Genomic DNA, 24525 nt, shown 5'->3' with positions numbered 1-24525 from the left:
ACATCATCTTCCACACTCATGCCGGAATGTCCGGCGTGATGCTCATTTGCAGGCGTTCAAGGCTGTCACGAATCTGCAGCTTGCGCTTCTTCAACCGACGCAGGCGCAGGTCGTCCACACCAGGCTGGTCTGCCAGGCGCTCGATCACATCGTCCAAGTCACGGTGTTCAAGCTGCAACTCGGCAATGCGCTCGCGTTTGGGGGCATCGATTGCAGCCTGACGCGCGTCGTGGTCCGGGGCCGGCAAGGGCTGGCCACCGGCGTCGGCAGATACGTCGCGCAAAGGTTCGCGGGCAGTGTCACCGGCAGCTGCCGACGCGTCTCGCTCCGTGAAATCCACAACTTCGACGTTGCTGCCGTCTGCCACGGGCTGACCGTTGACCGGCTTGATGAAGTCGCTCATCGTGTCGATCCCGCCGGGGCGACCACGGCCGGGCCGGCGGGCGGGGCGTTGCCCTCCAGACGCTTGGCTTCGGCTTCGCGCGCGGCGCGACGGCGTTCACGATCAGCAGCCGCCTTGGCGGCACGCGGCTCGTGCTGTTCGGCATAACGACGCGCTTCTTCCGTCTTGCGCTCGAAGGTCTCCCGATTGGCGGCACGTTGTGCGCTGTCGTCGGGTTTGGGCGCGGGCGGCGTGCGAACCAGCGGGGCCGGCTGGCGGCTTTCCGTAGGCAGCGTGGGCATCGGACCCAGATCGGTCAGCGGCGATGAGCCTGGCTCACCGACGGGAGCGGAAGGCGTGGCGGACGGCTTGCTGGGCGGCGTGGGCGTCTTTTGCGGTTTCGGCGCTTTGGGCTCAGTTGGCGCGGCCGACTGGCGGCGGGCCAGGTCTTCCTTTGCTTCCGCCAGATTGGCCGCGACGCGGGCGCGCCGTTGATTGTCGGCATCGACACGCTGATACAGCTCGGCACCCTGCTTGATCCGCTGCAGGTCGGCCTTCTGCTTCATATACGCTTCGCGCGCGCGGTTGGCGCAGGCGTTGGCAAAGAAGGTCTTCATGCAAGCCGCTTCGTCGGCATCGTAACGAGCATCAAGCTCGCTGATACGTGCGGTAACAGCTTCGCTGGTGGCCTTGGCTTCTGGAACCGAGTTCCAGGTAGTAGGCAGATCCTGGGCAAATGCTGGCGCAAGCAGCACCGAGCCGCCCAGCGCCAGCACGGCACAGACGATACGTGCGCGCAGGGCACGGCTGCCGCCGCGCACTTGCACGGAGGTAGACAGATTCACGGCGTGGGCGGCAGATGCCTGCCCGGCGGCGATTTCAGAACTCAAGATAGCTTGTGGCAAAATCCGCGGCTTCCTTTCAAGGCAGGACAGATCCTATGACGACGGTCGACGGCCAGGATTGGCGCGCATCATCAGCGCCCGAGGCGCAAGCCCAATCCCGCATTATCGCTCAGTTGACCCAAGAACTCGGTGCACGCCCGGCGCAAATTGCCGCGGCGGTTGAGTTGTTGGATAGCGGCGCAACGGTTCCGTTCATTGCGCGCTACCGCAAGGAAGTGACGGGCGGTCTCGACGACACCGTGTTGCGCAATCTTGAGGTGCGCCTGGAATACCTGCGCGACCTGGAAAGTCGTCGCGCAGCCATCCTTGCGTCGATTTCCGAGCAAGGCAAGCTGACCGAGGCACTTGCTGCCGATATTCAGGCAGCCGACACCAAGCAGCGTCTTGAAGACTTGTACACCCCGTACAAGGTGAAACGCCGCACCCGCGCGATGATCGCGCGTGAAGCCGGGCTGGAACCCTTGGCAAATCGTCTGCTGGACGATGTCAACGCCGACCCGCAGACCCTGGCTGGCGAGTACGTCAACCCCGAGGGCGGCGTGGCTGACCTGAAGGCAGCGCTGGACGGCGCGCGCGACATCTTGTCGGAACGCTTTGCCGAAAGCGCCGAAGTGCTGGCCGACCTGCGCGAGCACCTGTGGAGCACCGGCCTGCTGTACGCAAAAGTGGCCGAAGGCAAGGAAACCGAAGGCGCGAACTTCCGCGACTGGTTCGACTTCAACGAAGCCCTGCGCTCCCTGCCCTCGCACCGCATTCTGGCCTTGATGCGCGGCCGCCAGCAAGGCGTGCTGGACTTGCGCGTGGGCGTGGATGCCGAACTGGAAGCCATGCTGCCGCACCCCTGCGTGCGCCGCATTGCCGACGTGCTGGAACTGGGCAACCTGTTCGACCTGACCGTGAGCCAACGCGCCCGCTGGTTGGCCGACGTGTGCCGCTGGACTTGGCGCGTGAAGCTCTTGCCGGGCTTCGAGACCGAATTGATGGGTCGTCTGCGTTATATCGCAGAAACCGAGGCCATCAAGGTCTTTGCGATGAACCTGAAAGACCTGTTGCTGGCCGCGCCTGCCGGCCCCAAAGCCGTGCTGGGCCTGGACCCGGGCATTCGCACCGGCGTGAAGGTTGCCGCCATCGACGCCACCGGCAAGATGGTGGAAACGTCCACCGTCTTCCCGCACGAGCCGCGCCGCGACTGGGACGGTTCGATCGAAGCCCTGGCCCGCATTGTTCGTCGTCATTCGATCAAGCTGGTTGCCATTGGCAACGGCACGGCCTCGCGTGAAACCGAGCGCCTGGTCGCCGACATGAGCAAGCGCTACCCCGACCTGGACCTGACCCGCATCGTCGTGTCGGAAGCCGGCGCATCGGTGTATTCCGCATCGGAACTGGCCGCGCTGGAATTCCCCGATCTGGACGTAAGCCTGCGTGGTGCCGTATCGATTGCACGCCGCCTGCAAGACCCGCTGGCCGAATTGGTGAAGATCGACCCGAAGTCCATCGGCGTTGGCCAATACCAGCACGACCTGAACCAGCGCGAGCTGGCTCGCAGCGTGGACGCGGTGGTGGAAGACTGCGTGAACGCGGTGGGCGTGGACGTGAACACCGCGTCTGCTGCGCTGCTGACGCGCGTGTCGGGATTGAACGCCACGCTGGCCAAGAACATCGTCAGCTATCGCGACGCCAACGGCGCATTCCCGTCACGCAAGAACCTGAAAGACGTGCCGCGCTTCGGTGAAAAAGCCTTCGAACAGGCCGCAGGTTTCCTGCGCATTCCTGATGGCGTGAACCCGCTGGACCGTTCCTCGGTTCACCCGGAAGCCTACCCGGTAGTTGAACGCATCCTGGCGCAGATCAAGGCCGATCTGCCTGCCGTGATGGGCAACAAGGACGCGTTGAAAGGCGTGTCGCCCACGGCATTCACCGACGAGCGTTTCGGCCTGCCCACGGTCAAGGACATCTTTGCCGAACTGGAAAAGCCCGGCCGCGATCCGCGCCCGGAATTCAAGACGGCCAAGTTCGCCGACGGCGTCGAGAATCTGAAAGACCTGCAGGTCGGCATGATTCTGGAAGGCGTGGTCACCAACGTCGCCGCCTTCGGTGCCTTCGTGGACATCGGCGTACATCAGGATGGTCTGGTGCACGTATCGGCCCTGTCGGAAACCTTCGTGAAAGACCCGCGCGATGTGGTGCGGGTTGGCCAGACGGTGCAGGTCAAGGTTCAGGAAGTCGATCTGGACCGCAAGCGCATTGCGCTGACCATGCGCTTGAAGGATGACAGTGCGCCGGCGCGTCGCAGCGGTGATGCGCCGCGCTCGAACGGCGGTGGCAACAACAATGGCCAGCGTCGTGGATCGGCACCTGCTGGTCGTGGTGCACCGCCAGCGGCTGATGGTGCGATGGCAGCAGCGTTTGCGAAGTTGAAACGCTGAACACTGTGATGTGAACCAAGCAATAGGCCACCGCAAGGTGGCTTATTGCTTTTCAACGCCTGTCAGATGGCATTGTCAGATCGCCTCATCATTCACGCGCAGGCACGCGTAGCGTCTGGTCAGACGTACTCTCGCCAAGTTGCGGCTTCCGAGAAGAGAACACCTGCATCGCGTAGTAGACCAGCCCCACCCCCAGCCCCAGGAAAGCAAAGCAGTAGGCAAAAAAACCGATTGCCGACTCCTCGAAATTCCACCAGTCCAAGCTGAGTTCAAGTGTGAGCTTTGCGCCTACGCCCAGCGCAGACCATGCGTCGATGCCCGCCAGCGCAATGCCCACAACGATCAGACGAAGCACAAAGGTGCGTGCCTTCGGCGCGCGGTCACGGGCCTACTCGACCGGTGTGCCACGGAAGTCCAGAATACGGCCGCCGGTGAACAGATAACCTCGCTCGCGTTGCGCACGATGACACGACATGCATCGCGTGGTGTTTTCCTTCAGATTGATTTGCTGGTCGGGCCAGAACCATTGGAATTGCCAGTCGTCAGTGCGTGTGCGTTCGTCGAAATCGTCGCCCCACCCCTGCCCCTTTTCCATGACGAAATAGCGGTGAATATTGCCGTTGCGATAGTCGGCCAGGACAAACTGCGTGCCATTCGGAATCGGCTGTTTGTTCTGCATTGCCTCGATGGCTTCGCGGGTGGTGGAGATGTGTTCAGTCACCTCGCCGCGCTTGACCGTGGTGTAGTGCACCTGCTTGCTCAGGTCAGGAAACTGCACACGATTGCTTTCGGCCGACACCTGTCCACCCAACAGCACCAGCCAGCCCATGACCGCCAGGCGAAGCAACGAACGCATGGTGATCCGCATCATCGCCCCGTCATCTGCAGCGCACCTTCAGGCAGACGTTCGCCCTGGACGTCAATCTTGGACATCTGCTGATTGATGTCTGCAAGATCCGACGCGCTCAGCTCAAGGTTGACGGCACCCAGGTTTTCTTCCATGCGATGGCGTTTTGTGGTGCCGGGAATCGGCACGATCCAGGGCCTCTGTGCAAGCAGCCATGCCAAGGCAACTTGCGCAGGTGTGGCGTGCTTGCGCGCGGCAACAGTTTTGACCACATCCACCAATGCCAGATTGGCCTTGCGCGCCTCGGGAGAGAAACGTGGCACGGCATTGCGGAAGTCGCTTGCATCGAACTGGGTGGTTTCGTCGATCTGGCCGGTCAGAAAACCCGCACCCAAGGGGCTGAAAGGCACAAAGCCAATCCCCAACGATTCAAGAACAGGCAACAGATCTGCTTCGGGGCCACGCCAGAAAAGCGAATATTCGCTTTGCACCACAGCCAGCGGCTGCACGGCGTGCGCACGGCGGATCGTCTCGACACCCGCCTCAGACAAGCCGAAGTGCTTCACCTTGCCCGCCGCGATCAAGTCCCCAACGGCACCGGCAACCTCTTCAATCGGCACAGCGGGATCAACGCGATGCTGATAAAGCACATCGATGTGATCAGTCCCCAGTCGCTTGAGACAGGCATCGGTCGCCGCCTTGATGTGGTCCGGCCGACTGTTCAGACCGCTGCCGCGTTCACCGCTCTTCAAGTCGATGTCAAAGCCGAATTTGGTGGCGATGACAACCTGGTCGCGAAACGGCGCGACGGCTTCTCCGACAGGAGATTCGTTGACGAAAGGACCGTAGGACTCAGCAGTGTCGAAGAAGGTGACGCCCCGATCGTATGCACTGCGAATCAGTGTGAGCATGTCCTGCTTGTTGGCAGCCGGCCCATACACGGAAGTCATGCTCATGCAGCCAAGTCCGATGGACGAGACGCTCAGACCGCTTCCAAGTTTGCGCATTTTCATGATTTACCCAGGTAGTTGGCGAAGGCTGCATCGCGGATGCAAAAGCGCCAACACAGTTGCGCCTTCAATGGCATGGCTTTTTGCTGGCGGCATGCGCTGCAAATCCCTTGGAAATCACTGTAGCGATCACGGACTCATGCAACTAGATGGTAGGATCGGCAAGAACTTGTGAGGTGCACTCATAAATGGCAAGAGAACGCTATAGCGACCTGATGGCTTTCCTGGCAGTGGCCCGCGAACAGAGCTTTACCCGCGCGGCCGCACAACTTGGCGTGTCGCAGTCAGCCTTGAGCCATTCGGTCAACGCGCTGGAAGCCAAGATGGGCGTGCGTCTGCTGACGCGCACCACGCGCAGCGTGTCCCCGACAGAAATGGGGCAGCGACTGCTGCAAAACGTCGCCCCGCGCTTCCAGGAGATTGAAGCGGAACTGGCTGCAGTCGGCGAACTTCGAAACAAACCCGCAGGCACCATCCGTATCACGGCCTCGGAAAACGCTGCTGAAACGGTGGTCTGGCCGAAGCTGGTGGCCTTGCTTCCCGACTATCCGCAGATCAAGGTCGAAGTCACCGTCGAACCCCGGATGGTGGATATCGTTGCGGAACGCTACGACATGGGCGTTCGCCTTGGCGATGATGTTGCCAAGGACATGGTCGCGGTGCGCATCAGCCCCGATATGCGGTTTGCCGTAGTGGGGTCACCGGGCTATCTGGCAACACATGCTGCACCCATAAAACCCCAGGACCTGCTCGATCACGAGTGCGTGAATCTCCGCCTGATGAGCCACGGGGATCTGTACGCCTGGGAGTTCGCGAAAGACGGTCAGCAGATAAAGGCGCGTGTCGAAGGGCAGCTCGTCTTCAATGGGACAAGGCCCATGCTGCATGCGGCGCTTGCAGGCTTTGGCCTGAGCTATGTGCCGCTGGAACTTGCCCGTCCGTACATCAGCACCGGACAGCTGACGCAGGTGCTGGAAGACTGGTGCCCCACCTTTCCCGGCTACCACCTCTACTATCCAAGCAGCAAACAGTTATCGCGCGCCATGACGGTGTTGATCGACGCATTGCGTCACACCGATGCGTCACTGGACGAATGAATCCGAGCCACGAATGAATCCAGGCCACACATGGCAATAGAAAGCTTCAACGACCTGCTGGCCTTCGTCCACGTCGTGCGGGAAGGCAGTTTTACGCGAGCGGCAGCGGCACTTGGCGTATCACCATCGGCAGTAAGCCACGCCGTTCGGGGCCTTGAAACCCGCTTGGATGTGCAATTGCTGACGCGCACCACACGCAGCATTGCCACCACTGACGCCGGGCAAAGGCTTTACCTGAGCGTCGCGCCGCGCTTCGACGAGATAGATGCCGAAATCGCTGCCGTCGAAGAGTTGCATGACCAGCCGGTGGGAACCGTCCGCATCACCTCGGCCGAACATGCGGCCAACAGCGTGCTCTGGCCCAAACTGTCCGAGCTATTGCATCGCTACCCCGACATCAATGTCGAGGTGACAGTGGACTACACGATGTCCGATATCGTCGCGGGCCGCTACGACGCAGGCGTGCGGCTGGGCGACCAGGTCGCCAAGGACATGATCGCGGTTCGCATCAGCCCGGACCTGCGTATTGCCGTCGTCGCGTCGCCCGACTACTTCGCCAACCGAAGCCCCCCAGACGTACCGCAAGACCTTGCTCAGCACAGCTGCATCAACCTGCGCTTGCCCACGCATGGCGGCCTGCTTCCGTGGGATTTCGAAAAAGACGGTCAGACGATAAAGATCCGGCCGGCAGGCCAATGGGTGTTCAACAGCAGCTCGCCGATTGTCAGGGCCTGCCTGGCAGGCTACGGCATTGCCTTTGTGCCGGAAGACATGGTGCTGGCGCACATTGCAGCGGGAAAACTGGTGCGTGTGCTCGATGACTGGTGCAAGCCTTACGCGGGCTATTACCTCTATTACCCCAGCCGTCGCCAGTCGTCGCGCGCCTTGACGGTTGTGATCGACGCCTTGCGTCACCGCAGCTGAAGCTGCTCAAGGTCGGCCCTATCCCGGTCGACCGTGAGGCAACGTCGCACCCTTATATATGAATACGCCTCAGCAGTAATTGCAGATTTATGGGCTTATTCAAATTCTTCTGCGCCCATACCATTCATTTTCTTGTAAGGAACGGGGCGATTACCGGCAACGACATCGTTTCCTACCTTCAGCAATCGCAGTGATTCTCTGACCGCATCCATACGGGTTGGTTGAGGCACTCAATGAATGGAGCAGGTCCCGGATGATCGACGCAAATTTCGCCAGATACCGCAGCGCGGGTTTTGCGGGCGCAGCCCTCGCACTGGGTATTGGCTTGGCCATGCCGTCGGCCCATGCCACGCAACAGATCGTGGGACCGCAAAGCATGAGCAGCCCCCCGGCAATCTCGGAGACGCTGACTGCGCGACAGCAGTCCATTCCCTTGATTGCGTCCTTCATGGCCGCGAGCGATATGCCAAGGCTGAACGTCGCCTTGAACGACGCGCTGGATGCGGGCTTGAGCATCAACGAAGCAAAAGAAGTGCTGGTTCAGCTTTACGCGTATGCAGGTTTCCCGCGCAGCCTGAATGCGCTGGGCGAGTTGAAGAAAGTGGTGGATGCACGCGCGCAGCGCGGCATCCAAGACGTCACCGGCCCTGAATCGACGAGTCAGGTGCCCATCGGGGAGGCGTTGATTGCCGCAGGCAAGGACACTCAGACCCGCATTTCGGGTGGGCCGGTGCAAGGCCCCTTGTTCGACTTTGCACCCGTCATCAATCAGTTCCTGCAAGCCCATTTGTTCGGCGATATTTTCGCGCGCAACAATCTGGACTGGCAAAGCCGCGAGCTGGCAACGGTCGGTGCGCTGGCCGCAACGCCCGAGGCTGAGGCGCAACTGCGTTCGCACATGCGCGCGAGCATGCGAGTGGGTCTGAGCGCCGCGCAACTTCGTCAACTGGCACAAGTGCTGGACGAACACGGCGATGCGCAAGCAGGCGCACGTGCCAGCCTTGCGCTGACACAAGCACTGGCACAGCTTGCGGGGCGTTGACCATGATGCGTATCACGCCTTTGTTTGCCCTTGTGCTGACGGCCGTGCTTGCCGGCTGCGTCAGCACGTCCAGCAACACACCCGTCAACTCGACGCATTCCAGCACCCCCTTGATGATTCAGGAACAAGGTAGCTTCGCCGCAGGCGGCAAGGTCGTGCTTGCTGCGGGCAGCTTCGATCCCGCCAAGCCCCTGGCCCCTGCCGGACAGAGCTTCCACGGTGACCATGCTTACGCGTCGTACCAGATCCCGGTGAATGCACGAACGCTGCCGATCGTGATGTGGCACGGCGCGGGACAGTTCTCGAAGACCTGGAAGACCACTGCCAATGGCCGCGAGGGCTTTCAGAACATTTTCCTGCGTCGCCATTTCGGCGTTTACCTGATTGACCAGCCGCGACGTGGCAACGCCGGTCGCAGCATGCTCGAGGCGACGATCAAACCGATGCCGGACGAACAGTTCTGGTTCAACCAGTTTCGCGTTGGCGTATGGCCAGACTACTTCGATGGCGTGCAATTTGATCGCAAACCCGAAACCCTGAATCAGTATTTCCGGGCGATGACCCCGAACACCGGGCCGTTCGACATGGACGTTGTGTCTGATGGCGTGTCTGCTGTCTTTGATCGCGTAGGTCCGGGAATTCTGTTCACCCATTCACAAAGCGGTGGCCCCGGCTGGCTGACCTCGATCAAGAACCCACAGGTGAAAGCCATTGTGGCGTTTGAGCCCGGCAGCAACTTCATTTTTCCTGAAAACGAAGTGCCCCCGCCCATCGTCAACGCCTTTGACACGGTGCAAGGCGCACCGGTGGCCATGCAGCAATTCATGGCCTTGACGCGGATTCCGATCCTGGTCGTGTACGGCGACAACATCCCGGCGCAGCCCGTGTCCCTGCCGACGCAGGATGCGTGGCGCGCCCGCCTGCAAATGGCGCGTCTGTGGCGCGACACCGTGAACAAGCATGGTGGGGACGTGACCCTGGTGCATCTGCCGGAAATCGGCATCAAGGGCAACACGCACTTCCCGTTCTCCGATCTGAACAACGTTCAGATTGCAGACCTGGTGTCTGCCTTCCTGGCCGACAAAAAACTCGACTGACACGTCAACAGACAAAGCACGGACGTTCTCAGGCCCGGCAAACCCTGCCGCAGGCCGAGAACCGCCCTTTTCCATTGAAAACAGGAAATCAGCAACATGAACCTCTTCAACAACCGCCGCCGATTCCTTGGCGCATCGATGGCTGCGGCATCAGGCGTGGCGGTGGCCGGCACAGGCCTGATCGCATCAGCCCAGGCATCTGCAGCGCAGCCTGGCGGCAACGTCAAAGAACCTGCGGTGATCGGATATCCCAACACCAAAGGCGTGCAGATAGAACGCGTGACCTACCCTGCCCGGAACATGGGCACGAGCATTATTGCCAACGTGTTCAAACCTGCTGGTTTCGACCAGCGCAAGACCTATGCAGCAATCGTGGTGACCCACCCGTTTGGCGGCGTGAAAGAACAGACCGCAGGCCTATATGCCATGCACTTGGCCGAACAAGGCTTTGTCACCCTGGCATACGACGCGTCCTACCAAGGTGAGAGCGGCGGTGAGCCACGCCTGATGGAAGTTCCGGCACAGCGCCTGGACGACATCAGTTGCGCCATCGACTTCCTGGCCCAACAAGCCTACGTGGATGCCGCACGCATCGGGTCCTTGGGCATCTGCGCGGGGGGCAGCTATGCCATGGGCAACGCCCAGACCGAACTGCGCGTAAAAGCCATTGCCACGGTCAGCATGTTCAACCTGGGTGACGCGCGCCGCAACGCCATGGGCCTGCTTTCATACGAAGAACGGATCAAACGCCTGAAAGACGCGTCCGAACAACGCAGCAAAGAGGCGCGTGGTGAACCGGTTCGCCTGGTGCCGGTGGTACCTGAATCAGCGGCTGAGTTCACGGACAAGACACCGGACCTGTATCGACAAGGGCACGAATACTACGTGACAGCACGGGCAAAACACCCGAACTCACCGAATCGGTACGCGTTCTCCAGCCTGCCGCTGCAGATGGCATTCTTCCCGTTCGATCAGGTCGAAACGATCTCGCCGCGTCCGATCTTGATGATTGCTGGCGAACTGGCCGACACCAAGTTCTGGAGTGACGAAGTGCTGGCCAAGGCGCAGGAGCCCAAAGAGCTGTTTGTGGTGAAGGGTGCCACGCACATGGACATGTATGACAAGCCACAGTTTGTCGTGCCTGCCACCGCAAAGCTCACCAGTTTTTATCGCCAATATCTGTAAGCGCTGGTTGTCGAACACGCCGATTTCTCTGCGCTCTGGCGCTCGCACATGGCGTCGTTTACACGCCCGACCACACTAGCCGGCGACTGGGATGCGCAGGGGGCATGGCTGGCGAATCAATCAGCAGCGACTACGCAGAGGCGTTCAACGGCAGATCAAGCGTGTATCAACAAGCCACTGACAATGGCACCCTGGTGCCGACTAGCGGGCTATAAACAATAGCCACGAAATTTCTTTCAGAGGCTTTTAATGTCTATAGGCACTGTTTTCATCGAGAACAGCATCCAGGCAGTTCGACTGCCGCAGGATGCGCATTTTACAACGGGTGTTCTCAAGGTGGAAGTGCGCGTAAGAGGCAATGAGCGCATCATCACGCCGATTGGCCAGACTTGGGACAGCTTTTTCCTGGGTGGTCCTACCGTAAGCAATGAATTCCTGTCCGAGCGCGCCCCGCAACAACCATCTGAGCGGGAAACGCGCTAACACTGCAATGGCTGGCTGGCACCAATATCATCACGTACTTTGCTCGGCAGCGACACCCATGAACACCATCGACGACATCGATTTCTCGGCGCTGTGGCGCTCGCACATGGTTGCGTCTGGACGCCCGCCCAAACCGGCCAGCGATTGGGACGCGCAGGCGGCACGGTTGGTCGGCAAGTCGCTGCGCAGCGACTATGCAGACGCGGTCATCGCACGCATGGATTTCGACGGTGCGGACTCATTGCTGGATGTCGGCTGCGGGGCCGGCACGATCTGTCTGAACGTGGCGGACCGCTTGCAGCGTGTCATCGGGTTGGACTACAGCGCTGGCATGTTGGCCGCGCTGCGTGCCAATGCAAACGCAGCAGGATTGAGCAACGTTGACACGATTGAACGCGCCTGGGATGACGACTGGCGCGACGTACCTGAATGCGACATCGTGGTCGCTTCACGCGCGTCGCTGGTCGTGGATATCGGGGATGCGCTGGCGCGTCTGCATGCCAAGGCGCGCCAGCGTGTTTATGTCACGCACCTGGTCGGCGGACATTTTCTTGACCCTGCCATTCAACGGGCCATTGGCCGACGCCTGCCCGCGCTGCCGGACTATATCTATCTGGTGAATGTGCTGCATGCGATGGGGGTTCAGCCAAAGCTGGACTACATCGACGCAGAGACGGGACCAGCGACCGCGCCTGATTTCGAGACCCTTGCCCAGCGCGTAGACAAATCTGCGCGCGGCTTGAGCGACGAGGAACGTGATCGCTTGCGTAACTGGTTCGATGCAGCAACACCCGCGCAACGCGCCGGACGGCCGCTTCGTTGGGCGCTGATTTCGTGGGACAAAAAAGACTGCCTGTGATGCGTCAAGCCAGTCAAATTCAGGTCGCCTCAAGGCCGCTGAATTCGCCGAGACGCCACCAACATCCCCAGCCCCACAGCAAACGCGATCCCACCATTGATCGCCCACTTCGTCTGCCCCGTCATGAAGCTTCCCGGCAACACGTTGATGCCTTGCAGGAACCACACGACGCCGACGATCACGAGCAGGACGCCAAGCACATTGAGCACAAGTTTCACAGGTTTCCCCTGACTGATCACAGCGGCAAAAGCCGCCTGCATCACAAGGAAGATACGCCAGTTGCCAATGAAAAAGACAAGGCTTCCACAGTTCGTGACCAAGCAGTCGGTCAGCGTCAGCACCAACCTGGCCACCCGGCAACAGTCACCCAGTGACCGCCCCTTTTTGCGTTTCACCCGCTCGCCCGGCAAGATGCGGGCATGAGTACGACACAAACACACCATGCGCCAGACTAAAGCCGAGATGGAACAGACGCGCGAGACCTTGCTCGACGCGGCAGAAACGCTGTTCTGGGAACAAGGCGCGGTCAACACCTCGGTGCTCGACATTGCCCGCACCGCAGGGCTGACACGCGGCGCGTTTTACTACCACTTCAAAGACAAAGCAGCGGTTTTCGAAGCGCTGCTGGCGCGTGCACGCGCGCGTGAAGTCGATCTGCCCAGCAGCGAAGATGGTGATGATGCCGATGCGCTCGCCGTCTTGCGCGCCTTTTGCCTGGGCGTGCTGGAACGCTTTGTCGAAGACCGGCTGCGTCAGCGCATGTTCGGCATCGTCATGCAGCGACGTGACGCCCTGGGCGACCTGGAGCCGCTTGCACAGGAACGCCGCGACGAGATCTGCCGGTCCAGCTATGCCTACCAGCGCTTGCTGGAACGTGCCGCCTCGGCGGGAAGGCTGTCTCCCGCGTGGACGCCGCCGGTTGCCGCGACCACGCTTTACAGCACCTTGATGGGCCTGTTGGACCAATGGCTGCGCGCCCCGGAACGTTTTGACGTGTGCTCGGTGGGGGCTGCCTGCATCAACCAGTTGATCGATTCCTTTGACGTAAGCCCATCACACAGACAGGCAACGACCGCCAACTGAACCACTTATCTACCTATGCATAGACATATTCATACAGAAGTGTATGATTAGAAAAAACCTTGCGGGGTAGATCAGATGATTCCTTTATCGATTCTTGAACTTGGACGTGTTCGACAAGGTGCCGACCGACGTGCGGCGCTGGACGATGCACGCAATCTTGGCCGCCATGCAGAAGCCTGGGGCTATAGCCGCCTGTGGGTGGCGGAACACCACAACATGGTGGGCGTCAGCACAGCAGCTACATCGCTGGTGATCCAGCACATCGCGGCCGGCACCAAAACCATTCGTGTGGGCGCGGGCGGCATCATGCTCCCGAACCATGCGCCCTATGTGATCGCCGAACAGTTCGGCACGCTGGACACCCTCTTCCCCGGTCGTATCGACCTGGGTCTGGGACGCGCACCCGGCACCGACCAGCTGACTTTGCAGGCCTTGCGCCGTGACCCGAACAACGCCGAGCACTTCCCGCAGGACGTGCGTGAATTGCAGGCCTTCCTGGCCCCAGCCGTGGAAGGACAACGCATCGAGGCCATACCGGGTTCTGGCAGCAATGTGCCGCTGTGGATTCTGGGTTCGAGCCTGTTCGGTGCGCAGTTGGCGGCAGAATTTGGCCTGCCCTATGGCTTTGCTTCGCACTTTGCACCCCAAGCCCTGGACGGCGCGCTGCGCATCTACCGCGACCGTTTCAAGCCGTCGGCGCAACTGGCCAAGCCCTACGCCTTGGTGGGCGTGAACATCATCGCGGCCGATACCGATGAAGAAGCGCGTGTGCTGGCGACATCGCAGCAGATGTCGTTTGCCGACATGTTCCGTGGCAAGCGCCGTCTGACCCAGCCGCCGATTCAGGACATCGATAGCTATTGGAGCCCGCAGGAGAAGACCCAGGCGTCGCAGATGCTTGCGTGCAGCATCATCGGCAGCCGGGAAACTGTGCGTGCAGGCATGCAGTCGCTGCTGAACCGCACCGGTGCCGACGAGCTGATGGTGGTGTCGGACGTGTATGACCAGGAAAAGCGCCTGAAGTCATTCGAGATCATCGCGGAAGTTGCGGGCATCAAGGAAGCAGAACTGGTTTGAAGCCGCGCAGCGCAATGCGCGTGAAATACCCGATCAAAGATCGGTACTGACAATGACAAACGGCCCACCGTGTAAAGCGCTGGGCCGTTTGTCATTGCGAACGCATGTGAGGTCAGGTTGTTCTTGGTCTTACGGGTTGGCGTCAAGATACTGCTCGCCTGACTGAACCCAGACGATGAACTCAGACCCGATCACCATTACGCAGCCGGTAACTGGGCTGATACATCGTCACCAGCTCTTCCGCCGCAGTGGGGTGAACCGCCATGGTGCGGTCGAAATCATCTTTGGTGACACCCGCTTTCAGGCTCACGCCAAGCAGCTGGATCATCTCGCCCGCATCGTGGCCAAGAATGTGCGCGCCAAGCACCTTGCGGCTGCGGGCATCAACGACCAGCTTCATGATCATCTTTTCCGTGCGGCCGGACAGCGTGGCCTTCATCGGCCGGAACTGCGCGCGATAGACCTCGACGTCGGCGTACTGCTTGCCTGCCTCTTCTTCCGACAAGCCCACCGTGCCGATTTCCGGCTGCGAAAACACTGCCGTGGGAATCAGTTCATGATCGGGCGAAGTCGGCGTATCGCGGTACTCGGTGTCGATGAAACACATGGCTTCGTGGATGGCGACCGGGGTCAGTTGCACGCGGTTGGTCACGTCGCCCAGCGCGAAAATGCTGGGCACGTTGGTGCGCGAATAATCGTCCACGATGATCGCACCAAGCTCGTCTGACTCAACGCCCGCCGCTTCCAGCCCCAGGCCGCGCGTATTCGGCTCACGGCCCAGCGCCAGCAAAATCGTGTCGACAGAAATGGACTCGCCGCACATCGTCTTCGCCAGACGCCCGCCATCAGCCGTCTCGGTCACCTGTTCGATCACATCGGTCAGGATGATCCGAATGCCCTTGTCGACCATGGCTTGGTGCAGACCCTGCCGCAGATCAAGATCGAAGCGCGACAGGATTTCCTTGCCGCGATAGATCAGCGTTACGTCCACACCCAGCCCGTGGAAGACGTTGGCGAATTCGACCGCGATATAGCCGCCGCCTGCAATCAGGATCGAGCGCGGCAGCGCGGGCAGCGTGAATGCCTCGTTGGACGAGATGCACAGCTCATGGCCTGGCAATGCTACGTGCGGGTTCGGTGTGCCACCCGTGGCGATAAGGATCTTCTCCGCCGTGACGGTCTTGCCGGATGACACCAGGCGCACGGTATTCGCATCGATCAGTTCTGCACGGCTGTCGATGATCTCTGCGCCGTTGTTTTCCAACCCTCGGCGATACAAGCCTTCAAGCCGAGCGATTTCACGGTCCTTGGCTGCCATCAAGGTGGGCCAATCGAAGCTGGTCGGGCCAACCTGCCACCCGTAGCCGACAGCATCTTCGAAGTGTTCGTGAAACTGAGACGCGTAGACAAACAGCTTCTTCGGCACACAACCACGAATCACACAGGTGCCGCCAAAACGATGTTCTTCGGCAATGGCGACGCGCTTGCCCAATGAGGCAGCCACACGCCCTGCCCTGACCCCACCCGATCCACCGCCGATCACGAACAGATCGTAGTCATGAGCCGTCATCTACATTTTCCTTTCGAGATGCCGCGCAAGTGCGCGGCGGTTCTTTCGTCTGCAAAGACGCACGTTTGAGCGTCGAGGGCACGATTCTTAGCGATGATGCGATTCATCGAGGCAGCCGTCTTCGCCGCAATCGTCGAATAGAACCCGAATTCTGCCACCTGAATAAAAAAAAACAGCCCGGAGACACAGGCCTCCGGGCTGTTTCGTATTCATCGCGATGGCGGTCATCTCGCCATCAACACCCCAATCAGCGGATCGGCAGCGCGTACAACAGACCGCCCTTGTTCCACTGCGCGTTCAAACCACGCTCCAGCTTCAGCGGGCTGCCCTTGCCGACGTTGCGCTCGAAGCTTTCGCCGTAGTTGCCCACTTGCTTGACGATGTTGTAGGCCCACTTCTCGTCCACACCCAGGTTCTTGCCGCCACCTGCCGTCACACCCAGGATGCGCTGAATGTTGGGGTTGGCGCTTTTCGTCTGCTCATCCACGTTGGCGCTGGTGATGCCGTATTCCTCGGCTTCGATCATCGCGAACAAGGACCATTTGACGATGTTCAGCCACTGGTCATCGCCCTGGCGCACCAGCGGGCCGAGCGGCTCTTTCGAGATGATTTCCGGCAGGATCACGTAGTCGTCCGGCGCGGTGGTCTGCGAGGAACGGATCGATGCCAGGCCAGACGCATCGGTACTGAAGGCGTCGCAACGGCCGGCGATGAAAGCACGCACGACTTCGTCGAACTTCTCGATCACGACCGGCTTGTACTCGACCTTGTTGGCGCGCGCCCAGTCAGCCACGTTGGCTTCGTTGGACGTACCGGTCTGCAAGCAGATGGTGGCACCGTTCAGGTCCTTGGCGCTTTTCACATTCAACTTCTTCGGGACCATGAAACCCTGGCCGTCGTAGTAGTTGATGCCGGCACCCAGCAAGCCCAGCGCGGTGTCGCGTTGCTGGGTCACGGTGGTGTTGCGGGTCAGCACGTCCACTTCGCCGGATTGCAGCGCGGTGAAGCGCTGCTGGGCGTTCAGCGGGCTGGCCTTGAATTTGGTGGCGTCACCGAACACGGTCGCGGCAATGGCGCGGCACAGGTCGATGTCCAGGCCCTTCCACTCGCCCTTGCTGTCAGGCGCAGAGAACCCAGCAAAGCCCGTGGTCGTGCCGCATTGCACGAAGCCCTTGGCGCGGACCGAGTCCAGCGTGGGGCCGGCGACGGCGGTTTGACCAAAAGCACACAGCGCGGCTGCGCCAAGCAGGAGTTTGTAGCGGGTCATGGGTGGGGCCTTGTCGAAAGTTTGAGGCGGATCGGGGCCAAACATCGGCCCGCGCATCAAACGCGCATCAAACATATGGAAAGCACAATTAGAGCGCGGCCGAACGACTATCGTAAAGCGTCGACCTTGCATATGTACATGCCCATACCGCATAAGCGATCTGCCGCTTGGCACAACCCATTGCACCAAGCAGCCCACCATCTACGCTTTTTTCTTCCCTGAGCCCGCGAACCCAGCACTGGCCGTCAGACAGACGGAGTGGTGCTTGCGTTGATCGGGGCAGTTGGCGCAGCCGTCTGACGAGCCAGCAACAGCACGGCGGCACCCCCCATCAGGGTCAGAAGCATCAAAGGCAGCAAGCCCAAGGTGAAGCTTCCCGTCGTCTGCTTGACCCAGCCGATCAGCGAGATCGCGCCGCCCCCCATCAGGTTGGCGATGGCATTGATACCCGCCAGACCGGCTGCCACAGTCTTCGGCGACATCCATGTCGAAGACAGCGCCCAGAACGGTCCTTTGAACGAGTAAGCCCCAATCAGGCAGCACGACAACAGACCCACCGTCATCACCAGATTGCCCTGCGCAATGGCCAGAATTGCCAGCGCACCTGCAATCAGCCACAGCGTCAAGGCGGTGTGCCAGCGACGCTCGCCGGTACGATCCGAGTGTCGGCCCCAAAACACCATCAGCACGGCTGCAATGCCATAAGGAACGGAGTTCACAAAACCTGTCTGCATGGTGCTCAGACCGAAGCTCTTCAACAGCTGGGGCTGCCAGACGGCGAGTGCAGAACCCGTTGCCGATGCACCCGCGCAGATCATTGCCATGGCCAGAAACTGCTTGTTGCGAAGCAGCTGCCAGATGGTCAGATGACCGATTGCCACTTTCTTCGCACCTTCCGTTGCAATGCGCTGGCTCAACCACTCGCGCTGTTCAGCAGACAGCCACTGCGCTGAGGCGGGGCGATCGGTCATCACACGCAAGCAGGCCATACCCAGCAGCACGGCTGGCAAGCCTTCGACAATGAACAACCATTGCCAGCCGTGGAGGCCATACAAGCCATCCAGCTGAAGCAGCATGGCAGACAACGGCGATCCAATGAAACTCGCCACCGGCACAGACACCATGAGGATGGCGATGATGCGGCCACGGTAAGCACCGGGCAGCCAGTAGGTCAGGTACAGCAGCACACCAGGGAAGAACCCAGCCTCGGCAGCACCCAGCAACAGCCGCATTGCGTAGAAGGAGTATGGGCCGACCACCAAAGCCATGCCCGCCGAGATCAGGCCCCAGGTAATCATGATGCGTGCGATCCAGCGTCGTGCACCGAATTTCTCAAGCGCCAGATTGCTGGGCACCTCGACCAGGAAATACGCAACGAAAAACAGGCTGCTGCCAAGCCCGAATACTGAGGCCGACAGGCCAAGGTCCTGGTTCATTTGCAGCGAGGCAAAACCGACATTCACCCGGTCCAGCAGCGCGAAGAAATAGCACAGCATCAGAAAAGGAATAAGGCGCAGCGTCACGCGGCGCATCGTTTCCTTTTCCAAGGCAGATACCTCGTGTTGGGCAGTTTGCATGGTTAATCCATTGACAGGTAGTGACCCCGCTTTGAACAAGCGGGTTTTGACAAACGGGGGTTTTATATTCAGCGCAGCAGAAAGGCATGCGGTCCGAGGTGCGGGCTTGGCGTTATGCCCAGGCGTTGCGCATGTCGGCGTCGACCAGGCTCGATATCACGAGCTCGGTCATCAATGCGGGGGACCGCACATTGGAAAATCTCCTTGAGCTGCTGGGGCAACTCGATCTGCTTGTCGTTGTTGTGATTTCAGTATTGGCGTCCGGAAATTCGCGGTCCAATCGATAATTTCTGAAAATCCATCAATGAAACTTTTGCGGTCATGCAGCGCTTTGCAGTTCAACCCAACTGCCAGAAGGGCTTTACGCAGATGCACCATGTGCCGCTTGCATATTGAGCATCAGCAAGAACTAGGGAATCCCCTAGCGCCGAAAAACAGCTGCAATGCATGGAAAAGTTAATACCCGATTCGCACTCTGAATATAAGCTGAATTAATACTGAATATGCACTGAATAAATACTTAATACGCGCTGAATATGGTCGAAGTTTCAGCACCTTCGCACCGCGGTGAACACCGAGAGAAAGCTGAGCAAACAGAAGACAGCATGGCGACATGCCACCAGCGACATGCCTACGCCGGGGTGGATGTGCGCGTCAGGCGTTTGGGGCGGCCTGTATGAACAGATCGATCAGACGACGCGCAGCGGGCGACAGGAAACTGTTGGCGCGATAAGTGACGACAATGCGCCGCCGCATGGAGGCACCTTTGACAGACACCTCTTTCAGTCCCAGCAAGCGAGCACGCCCTTCAAGGTGATGCCGCGAGACAAAGCTGAGCAGGCCGGTCTGGGCGACCAAGTCGGGCAGCATGAGCAACATGGTTGTCTCGACCTGCACCTTCGGACGCGGCAACCCCTTTCGTTCGAAGGTCTGATCAAGCCAGTCTCGCGTGGGCGCACCAGGCGGCTGAAGCGCCCACCGATACGCCGTCAGGTCTTTCAGCGTGACGGAGCGGCCCAACACTTCATGGTGTTCGCTCGCCGCGACGACGATGACGTCTTCGGCCAGCAAGCGCGACACATAACCTGCCTCGCTGGTGCCCTCGGAGCCAACGACCATATCCAGCTCGCCTGCACGCAGATGCGGAATCAGCGTGTCGACAAGTCCGACCTCGGTACGCAGGGTCACCTCGGGTGCTTGTCGCAACAGATCACGGGCAACGGAGGGAAGCAGAAACTGGGCAGCCGTGGGCACGATGCCAAGGCGCACATGGCCCGCCAAGCCCAAGCCAATCGTCTCGATTTCATGCTTGGCGTCTTCGACATCAAAGCGCATGCGCTGCGCCCACTTCAGCAGCACCTTGCCCGCCTCGGTCAGCTTGATACCACGACCTGCCTTCTCGAACAGCGCGGTGCCGCAATCAGCCTCCAGACGACGGATACTGCTCGTCAGCGCAGGCTGAGTCCGATGCAACCTGACTGATGCTTGTCCCAGATGCTGTAACTCGGCAATGGTCTCGAAGTAGCGAAGATCTCTCAGGTCCATTGCAAAAGCCCCATATATAGGTCTGGCGAAAAGATTGATTTTGGTGAAGTGTGCCAGAGCGTTCAAGGTTCGCAAGCGCCGGATGCCAGGCGGAAATACGTATCGCAAAAAGAAAAAGGCAGCCCGAAAGCTGCCTTTTGCATGACTACCGGGCGGGAACATGTCCCGCCCCGATCAAATTCACAATCAGGGATACAGACCGCGCATTTCACGCGCTTGCAGAATGCGCGTGCAAGCCACGATGAAGGTGGCGGTACGCAAGGTCACGCGGTTGTCCTGGGCGACTTGCCAGACGGCACCGAAGGCCTCTTGCATGATGCGAACCAGGCGCTGGTTGATCTCGTCTTCGCTCCAGAAGAAGCTGGAGAAATCCTGCACCCACTCGAAGTACGACACGGTCACGCCGCCAGCATTGGCGATCACGTCCGGGGCGACCAGGATGTTGCGCTCGCGCAAGATGTCATCGGCGGCCGGCGTGGTCGGGCCGTTGGCACCTTCGATGACCATGCGGGCACGCACGAACGGGGCGTTCTTTTCCGTGATCTGCGATTCCAGCGCGGCGGGGATCAGGAATTCGCATTCCAGTGCCCAGAACGCGTCCGAATCCAGCGGTTCGGTCGGGTAGCCTTCGACGCTGCCGTGGCGCGACACGTGTTCCAGCAGTGCCGGCACATCGATGCCATTGGGGGCGTAGACGATGCCCTTGTGGTCTTGCGCGGAAATCACGCGTGCACCGGCTTCATGGAACAGCTTGGCGGCGACGCCACCCACGTTGCCCAGGCCCTGCACCACCACACGCGCACCGACGATGTCGATGTTCAGGTGCTTGGCTGCTTCGGTACCCACCACGAACACGCCGCGGCCGGTGGCTTCCTTGCGACCCAGGCTACCGCCCAGCGAGATCGGCTTGCCGGTGACCACGCCGGTGGAGGTGCTGCCCGAGTTCATCGAGTAGGTGTCCATCATCCATGCCATCACCTGTTCGTTGGTGTTGACGTCGGGCGCGGGAATGTCTTTGTTCGGGCCGATGATGAAGCCGATTTCGCTGGTGTAGCGACGGGTCAGGCGTTCCAGTTCGGCACGCGACAGCAGCTTCGGATCGACACGGATGCCGCCCTTGGCACCGCCGTAAGGCACGTTCACGGCGGCGTTCTTCACCGACATCCAGGCCGACAGTGCCATCACTTCAGACAGCGTGACGTCCTGGTGGAAACGCACCCCCCCCTTGCCCGGACCGCGCGACAGGTTGTGCTGCACGCGGTAGCCCTCGAAGTGGGCCACGGTGCCGTTGTCGAGTTCGATCGGCACATCAACGATCAGCGCGCGTTTCGGGCGCTTGAGCGTTTCGATCCAGCGCGCCAGTGACCCCAGGTAAGGAGCTACCCGATCGACCTGCTGCAAATAGTTGCCCCAAGGCCCGAGGTTGTCGGCGTTGAGGTAGGACGGCAGTGCGTTGGGATCGGCAATGGTTTTGGCCGGTACGCTGGGGGCGTTCATGGTGACTCGCGGAGTTGACGAATGGCGAGAGCTTAGCGACACCAGGCCACTTTGCCCAATGCTGTCGGTGCATCCAGTTATGCAAGATTTGCATAACGTCGGGTGAAAAGAGTTACGGGTTAACCCCTTTCATATCGAATATTTTCGATCTATGATTCGTGAAATCACGATATTTGAATCGATGAAATCCGTTGCAGGCTGACAGTCCTTGCATGGTTCTACATCGACAACACCCTTTTTTCTGCTGCTGCCATGGACCCCGACGAAATTCTGAAGGCGCTTGCCAACCCCGTTCGACGCGACATGCTGCGCTGGCTCAAAGAGCCGGATCAGCATTTCTCGCAGCAGGATCATCCGCTTGAAGTGGGCGTATGCGCCGGCAGTTTCGAGCGCTGCGGTCTGTCGCAATCCACCGTGTCTTCTCACCTGGCGGTATTGCAGCGGGCAGACCTGGTGATCACGCGGCGCATCGGGCAATGGGTGTTCTACAAGCGCAATGAACCGACCATCGAGGCGTTTGTGAAGCATCTGGATCGGGATCTTTGAACTGCGTTTCTTCAGTTCAACACTGCTGATCCTCCACACCAAACACGCCCTGCCCCTCCGAAAATGTGAGCAACATGCCTTTTCCAATGCTAGTTCTGGCGCTCAGCGCTTTTGCGATCGGCACTACCGAATTTGTCATCATGGGCTTGCTGCCCGAGGTGGCGCTCGACCTGGGTGTGTCGATTCCCGGCGCGGGCTGGCTGGTCACGGTCTATGCGCTGGGCGCGTGGTTGGGTGGCCTGGTGCTGCAACGTGGCTTTGGCCTGGATGCCATTCCGCTGGTCGGTGCGGCACTCGCGTTGCTGGGTGTTGGCGCAGCGGTGCTGACCTCACGCTCGCGCGGCACGGCGGCGCTTACGCCCGTGATGGATTGAACTGCTGAATGACACGCAGGGTGGACGGTCGGTTGAACGCGTTGACCGGGCCTTCACTACGTTCTGAATTACTCGTCGATGACCTCTGTCAGCCGACCTTTCGTTTCCTTGGGAGATAACTGCTTCATGACTACGCTCTACGATCCCCTGGTTGCCGGTGACCTGCACCTGGCCAATCGCGTCGTGATGGCGCCCCTGACCCGCAACCGCTCCCCGCGCGCCGTGCCGCTGCCGATCACCGCCACCTACTACGCGCAGCGCGCCACGGCCGGCTTGCTGATCACGGAAGCAACTGCAATCTCGCATCAAGGCCAGGGCTACGCCGATGTGCCGGGCTTGTATTCGGAAGAACAGCTGGCAGGCTGGAAACAGGTCACCGACGCCGTGCATGCTGCAGGCGGCAAGATCGTCGTGCAGATGTGGCATGTGGGCCGTATTTCGCACACGTCCTTGCAGCCGAATGGCGGCGCACCGGTTGCCCCGTCAGCGATCACCGCCAAGGCCAAGACCTTCATCTTGAAGGAAGACGGTTCCGGTGATTTTGTGCCGACCTCGGCCCCGCGTGCGCTGGAATTGTCCGAGCTGCCCGGCATTGTCGAAGACTACCGCCGCGCTGCGCGTGCTGCGATCGATGCAGGCTTTGACGGCGTGGAAATCCATGCGGCCAATGGCTACCTGATCGACCAGTTCTTGCGCAGCGGCAGCAACGTGCGGACTGATGCTTACGGTGGCAGCATCGAGAACCGTGCCCGTTTGTTGGGTGAGGTGGTGAATGCCATCGTGGCCGAGATTGGCGCGGGCCGCACTGGTATCCGTATTTCGCCCGTGACGCCAGCCAACGACGCAAGCGATCTGGATGCGCAGGCGCTGTTCACGCATGTGGTGGAGAAGCTGGCGGCGCACAAGCTGGCGTTTGTGCACATCATCGAGGGTGCAACTGGCGGCCCGCGTGATTTCCAGCAAGGCGATGTGCCGTTTGATTACGCGGCGTTGCGGACTGCGTATACCAAGGCTGGTGGTGCGGCGGCATGGATTGGCAACAATGACTATGACCGTGAACTGGCTGAGAAGGCGGTGGCGGATGGCAAGGTGGATGCGGTTGCTTTCGGCAAGGCGTTCATTGCCAACCCGGATTTGGTGCGTCGCCTGAAGGAGAAGGCACCGCTGAATACGCCGGACCAAAGCACCTTCTACGGTGGCGGTGAGCACGGGTATACGGACTACCCGACGCTGGATGAAGCCAAGGCTGCTTGAGGCTGGTTCTATAGCCAAGTGAAGTACTGAAGCCAGTTGCGTTTTTTTGATGCGGCTGGCTTTTTTGTTGTGACGGTGTGGGTGTGCTTTAGTCAGTCGCGGGTGGTGGGGCCGGCTAGTCTGCCCCGCTGGACTTTCGCGTCGGGACTCCCGCCCTCCACGTCGTCCAGAAGGGCAGCCAATCCGGCCCCACCACCCACGCCTTCAAAGACGTTTGGTTAAAAGCGAATCCCGCCTGTGGGCGTTTGCCGTTTTGCTGGCTGCTTGGTGCTGGACGCGGTTCTCGGCATGCGTGGGCCACCAATCTTGATCGCTACGCGGCTGGCCTTGGGGATTGGCTGGCCAGGTCGCCACGAAGCGGTATCTCTGGCTCACGATTCGGTGGGTTCTTCAGCTGCCTTTTACGGCAACGCCACTCATGAAAATTTGCGCTTCTGCTTGATGGTGGGGTGACACCGAAGCGGATGGCCGCCGCGTC

General features: G+C 60.3%; 23 protein-coding genes and 1 pseudogene. 13 read left to right on the top strand and 11 right to left on the bottom strand.

Going from position 1 to position 24525, the window contains the following annotated elements:
- Positions 1-16: 16 nt before the first annotated feature.
- Both FXN63_RS27390 and FXN63_RS10260 read right to left on the bottom strand, forming a co-directional pair.
- Complete coding sequence (locus tag FXN63_RS27390; RefSeq protein ID WP_148814562.1) at positions 17-403, bottom strand: YdcH family protein; 387 nt, start codon at positions 401-403, stop codon at positions 17-19.
- On the bottom strand, positions 400-1272 hold the full coding sequence (locus tag FXN63_RS10260) for a hypothetical protein (RefSeq protein WP_148814561.1): 873 nt from the start codon (positions 1270-1272) through the stop codon (positions 400-402). Before FXN63_RS10260 ends, FXN63_RS27390 begins: the two co-directional genes overlap by 4 nt.
- A 50-nt stretch (positions 1273-1322) precedes the next feature.
- Here FXN63_RS10260 and FXN63_RS10255 point away from each other — a divergent pair, with 50 nt between their 5' ends.
- Positions 1323-3713, top strand: a complete 2391-nt coding sequence (locus FXN63_RS10255; RefSeq protein ID WP_148814560.1) for a Tex family protein — start codon at positions 1323-1325, stop codon at positions 3711-3713.
- Between the two features lie 88 nt (positions 3714-3801).
- Here FXN63_RS10255 and FXN63_RS10250 read toward each other — a convergent pair whose 3' ends face one another.
- From FXN63_RS10250 to FXN63_RS10240, 3 genes are read right to left on the bottom strand one after another with little or no spacing between them, the layout of a single operon-like run.
- Positions 3802-4068, bottom strand: coding sequence for a hypothetical protein (locus FXN63_RS10250; protein WP_148814559.1), 267 nt, complete (start codon positions 4066-4068; stop codon positions 3802-3804).
- Between the two features lie 33 nt (positions 4069-4101).
- Positions 4102-4569 carry a cytochrome P460 family protein gene (locus tag FXN63_RS10245; RefSeq protein WP_246165095.1) on the bottom strand — a complete coding sequence of 156 codons (468 nt, stop codon included), beginning with the start codon at positions 4567-4569 and terminating at the stop codon, positions 4102-4104.
- Between the two features lie 11 nt (positions 4570-4580).
- Positions 4581-5573: an aldo/keto reductase gene (locus FXN63_RS10240; protein ID WP_148814558.1), complete on the bottom strand. Its 993-nt coding sequence runs from the start codon at positions 5571-5573 to the stop codon at positions 4581-4583.
- Positions 5574-5758: 185 nt separating this feature from the next.
- Here FXN63_RS10240 and FXN63_RS10235 point away from each other — a divergent pair, with 185 nt between their 5' ends.
- The 7 genes from FXN63_RS10235 to FXN63_RS10205 all read left to right on the top strand — a co-directional run bounded on the left by FXN63_RS10235 (position 5759) and on the right by FXN63_RS10205 (position 12257).
- Positions 5759-6667 carry a LysR family transcriptional regulator gene (locus FXN63_RS10235; RefSeq protein WP_148814557.1) on the top strand — a complete coding sequence of 303 codons (909 nt, stop codon included), beginning with the start codon at positions 5759-5761 and terminating at the stop codon, positions 6665-6667.
- A 30-nt stretch (positions 6668-6697) separates the two neighbouring features.
- A complete protein-coding gene (locus FXN63_RS10230) occupies positions 6698-7591 on the top strand; it encodes a LysR family transcriptional regulator (RefSeq protein ID WP_148814556.1) in 894 nt (297 codons plus the stop codon).
- 253 nt (positions 7592-7844) lie between these two features.
- The gene (locus FXN63_RS10225) at positions 7845-8633 is read left to right on the top strand and encodes a carboxymuconolactone decarboxylase family protein (protein ID WP_148814555.1); all 789 of its coding nucleotides are present in this window, start codon (positions 7845-7847) and stop codon (positions 8631-8633) included.
- A 5-nt stretch (positions 8634-8638) separates the two neighbouring features.
- On the top strand, positions 8639-9730 hold the full coding sequence (locus tag FXN63_RS10220) for an alpha/beta hydrolase (RefSeq protein ID WP_222864076.1): 1092 nt from the start codon (positions 8639-8641) through the stop codon (positions 9728-9730).
- Between the two features lie 96 nt (positions 9731-9826).
- Positions 9827-10915 (top strand): alpha/beta hydrolase, encoded by a 1089-nt coding sequence (locus tag FXN63_RS10215; protein ID WP_148814553.1) that lies wholly within the window; start codon positions 9827-9829, stop codon positions 10913-10915.
- 249 nt (positions 10916-11164) lie between these two features.
- A complete protein-coding gene (gene vapB, locus FXN63_RS10210; RefSeq protein WP_148814552.1) occupies positions 11165-11398 on the top strand; it encodes a type II toxin-antitoxin system VapB family antitoxin in 234 nt (77 codons plus the stop codon).
- Positions 11399-11456: 58 nt separating this feature from the next.
- On the top strand, positions 11457-12257 hold the full coding sequence (locus FXN63_RS10205) for a class I SAM-dependent methyltransferase (RefSeq protein WP_148814551.1): 801 nt from the start codon (positions 11457-11459) through the stop codon (positions 12255-12257).
- A 29-nt stretch (positions 12258-12286) separates the two neighbouring features.
- On the opposite strand, the gene FXN63_RS26890 is transcribed toward FXN63_RS10205, so the two are convergent.
- Complete coding sequence (locus FXN63_RS26890) at positions 12287-12598, bottom strand: hypothetical protein (RefSeq protein WP_222864022.1); 312 nt, start codon at positions 12596-12598, stop codon at positions 12287-12289.
- Between the two features lie 100 nt (positions 12599-12698).
- Here FXN63_RS26890 and FXN63_RS10195 point away from each other — a divergent pair, with 100 nt between their 5' ends.
- Complete coding sequence (locus FXN63_RS10195; RefSeq protein ID WP_148814550.1) at positions 12699-13340, top strand: TetR family transcriptional regulator; 642 nt, start codon at positions 12699-12701, stop codon at positions 13338-13340.
- 75 nt (positions 13341-13415) lie between these two features.
- Positions 13416-14417 carry an LLM class flavin-dependent oxidoreductase gene (locus tag FXN63_RS10190; RefSeq protein ID WP_148814549.1) on the top strand — a complete coding sequence of 334 codons (1002 nt, stop codon included), beginning with the start codon at positions 13416-13418 and terminating at the stop codon, positions 14415-14417.
- Positions 14418-14598: 181 nt separating this feature from the next.
- Here FXN63_RS10190 and gor read toward each other — a convergent pair whose 3' ends face one another.
- The 5 genes from gor to FXN63_RS10165 form a co-directional block, all read right to left on the bottom strand.
- The gene (gene gor, locus FXN63_RS10185) at positions 14599-15987 is read right to left on the bottom strand and encodes a glutathione-disulfide reductase (protein ID WP_148814548.1); all 1389 of its coding nucleotides are present in this window, start codon (positions 15985-15987) and stop codon (positions 14599-14601) included.
- A 247-nt stretch (positions 15988-16234) separates the two neighbouring features.
- Positions 16235-17254, bottom strand: a complete 1020-nt coding sequence (locus FXN63_RS10180; RefSeq protein WP_148814547.1) for an amino acid ABC transporter substrate-binding protein — start codon at positions 17252-17254, stop codon at positions 16235-16237.
- Positions 17255-17499: 245 nt separating this feature from the next.
- Positions 17500-18831 carry an MFS transporter gene (locus tag FXN63_RS10175; protein WP_148814546.1) on the bottom strand — a complete coding sequence of 444 codons (1332 nt, stop codon included), beginning with the start codon at positions 18829-18831 and terminating at the stop codon, positions 17500-17502.
- Between the two features lie 654 nt (positions 18832-19485).
- A complete protein-coding gene (locus tag FXN63_RS10170; protein WP_148814545.1) occupies positions 19486-20376 on the bottom strand; it encodes a LysR family transcriptional regulator in 891 nt (296 codons plus the stop codon).
- Positions 20377-20562: 186 nt separating this feature from the next.
- The gene (locus FXN63_RS10165) at positions 20563-21873 is read right to left on the bottom strand and encodes a Glu/Leu/Phe/Val family dehydrogenase (protein WP_148814544.1); all 1311 of its coding nucleotides are present in this window, start codon (positions 21871-21873) and stop codon (positions 20563-20565) included.
- Positions 21874-22125: 252 nt separating this feature from the next.
- Between FXN63_RS10165 and FXN63_RS10160 the strand changes: the two genes are divergently transcribed.
- From FXN63_RS10160 to FXN63_RS10150, 3 genes and pseudogenes are all read left to right on the top strand, one after another.
- Complete coding sequence (locus FXN63_RS10160) at positions 22126-22419, top strand: ArsR/SmtB family transcription factor (protein ID WP_148814543.1); 294 nt, start codon at positions 22126-22128, stop codon at positions 22417-22419.
- 74 nt (positions 22420-22493) lie between these two features.
- A pseudogene (locus FXN63_RS10155) lies at positions 22494-22667 on the top strand (MFS transporter); the annotation flags it as partial.
- A gap of 252 nt (positions 22668-22919) precedes the next feature.
- On the top strand, positions 22920-24047 hold the full coding sequence (locus FXN63_RS10150) for an alkene reductase (RefSeq protein WP_148814542.1): 1128 nt from the start codon (positions 22920-22922) through the stop codon (positions 24045-24047).
- Positions 24048-24525: the final 478 nt, after the last annotated feature.

The organism is Pigmentiphaga aceris, assembly GCF_008119665.1.
GTDB classification, from domain to species: domain Bacteria; phylum Pseudomonadota; class Gammaproteobacteria; order Burkholderiales; family Burkholderiaceae_B; genus Pigmentiphaga; species Pigmentiphaga aceris.
This window is presented reverse-complemented; position numbering and strand designations above follow the sequence as displayed.

Coding starts and splice junctions, on each gene's coding strand:
- FXN63_RS10225 (WP_148814555.1), top strand. CDS start 7,845: ATGATCGACGCAAATTTCGCCAGATACCGCAGCGCGGGTTTTGCGGGC.
- FXN63_RS10220 (WP_222864076.1), top strand. CDS start 8,639: ATGCGTATCACGCCTTTGTTTGCCCTTGTGCTGACGGCCGTGCTTGCC.
- FXN63_RS10215 (WP_148814553.1), top strand. CDS start 9,827: ATGAACCTCTTCAACAACCGCCGCCGATTCCTTGGCGCATCGATGGCT.
- FXN63_RS10230 (WP_148814556.1), top strand. CDS start 6,698: ATGGCAATAGAAAGCTTCAACGACCTGCTGGCCTTCGTCCACGTCGTG.
- gor (WP_148814548.1), bottom strand. CDS start 15,987: ATGACGGCTCATGACTACGATCTGTTCGTGATCGGCGGTGGATCGGGT.
- FXN63_RS10175 (WP_148814546.1), bottom strand. CDS start 18,831: ATGCAAACTGCCCAACACGAGGTATCTGCCTTGGAAAAGGAAACGATG.
- FXN63_RS10160 (WP_148814543.1), top strand. CDS start 22,126: ATGGACCCCGACGAAATTCTGAAGGCGCTTGCCAACCCCGTTCGACGC.
- vapB (WP_148814552.1), top strand. CDS start 11,165: ATGTCTATAGGCACTGTTTTCATCGAGAACAGCATCCAGGCAGTTCGA.
- FXN63_RS10245 (WP_246165095.1), bottom strand. CDS start 4,569: ATGCGTTCGTTGCTTCGCCTGGCGGTCATGGGCTGGCTGGTGCTGTTG.
- FXN63_RS10180 (WP_148814547.1), bottom strand. CDS start 17,254: ATGACCCGCTACAAACTCCTGCTTGGCGCAGCCGCGCTGTGTGCTTTT.
- FXN63_RS10165 (WP_148814544.1), bottom strand. CDS start 21,873: ATGAACGCCCCCAGCGTACCGGCCAAAACCATTGCCGATCCCAACGCA.
- FXN63_RS10170 (WP_148814545.1), bottom strand. CDS start 20,376: ATGGACCTGAGAGATCTTCGCTACTTCGAGACCATTGCCGAGTTACAG.
- FXN63_RS27390 (WP_148814562.1), bottom strand. CDS start 403: ATGAGCGACTTCATCAAGCCGGTCAACGGTCAGCCCGTGGCAGACGGC.
- FXN63_RS10190 (WP_148814549.1), top strand. CDS start 13,416: ATGATTCCTTTATCGATTCTTGAACTTGGACGTGTTCGACAAGGTGCC.
- FXN63_RS10235 (WP_148814557.1), top strand. CDS start 5,759: ATGGCAAGAGAACGCTATAGCGACCTGATGGCTTTCCTGGCAGTGGCC.
- FXN63_RS10195 (WP_148814550.1), top strand. CDS start 12,699: ATGCGCCAGACTAAAGCCGAGATGGAACAGACGCGCGAGACCTTGCTC.
- FXN63_RS10255 (WP_148814560.1), top strand. CDS start 1,323: ATGACGACGGTCGACGGCCAGGATTGGCGCGCATCATCAGCGCCCGAG.
- FXN63_RS10240 (WP_148814558.1), bottom strand. CDS start 5,573: ATGAAAATGCGCAAACTTGGAAGCGGTCTGAGCGTCTCGTCCATCGGA.
- FXN63_RS10205 (WP_148814551.1), top strand. CDS start 11,457: ATGAACACCATCGACGACATCGATTTCTCGGCGCTGTGGCGCTCGCAC.
- FXN63_RS10150 (WP_148814542.1), top strand. CDS start 22,920: ATGACTACGCTCTACGATCCCCTGGTTGCCGGTGACCTGCACCTGGCC.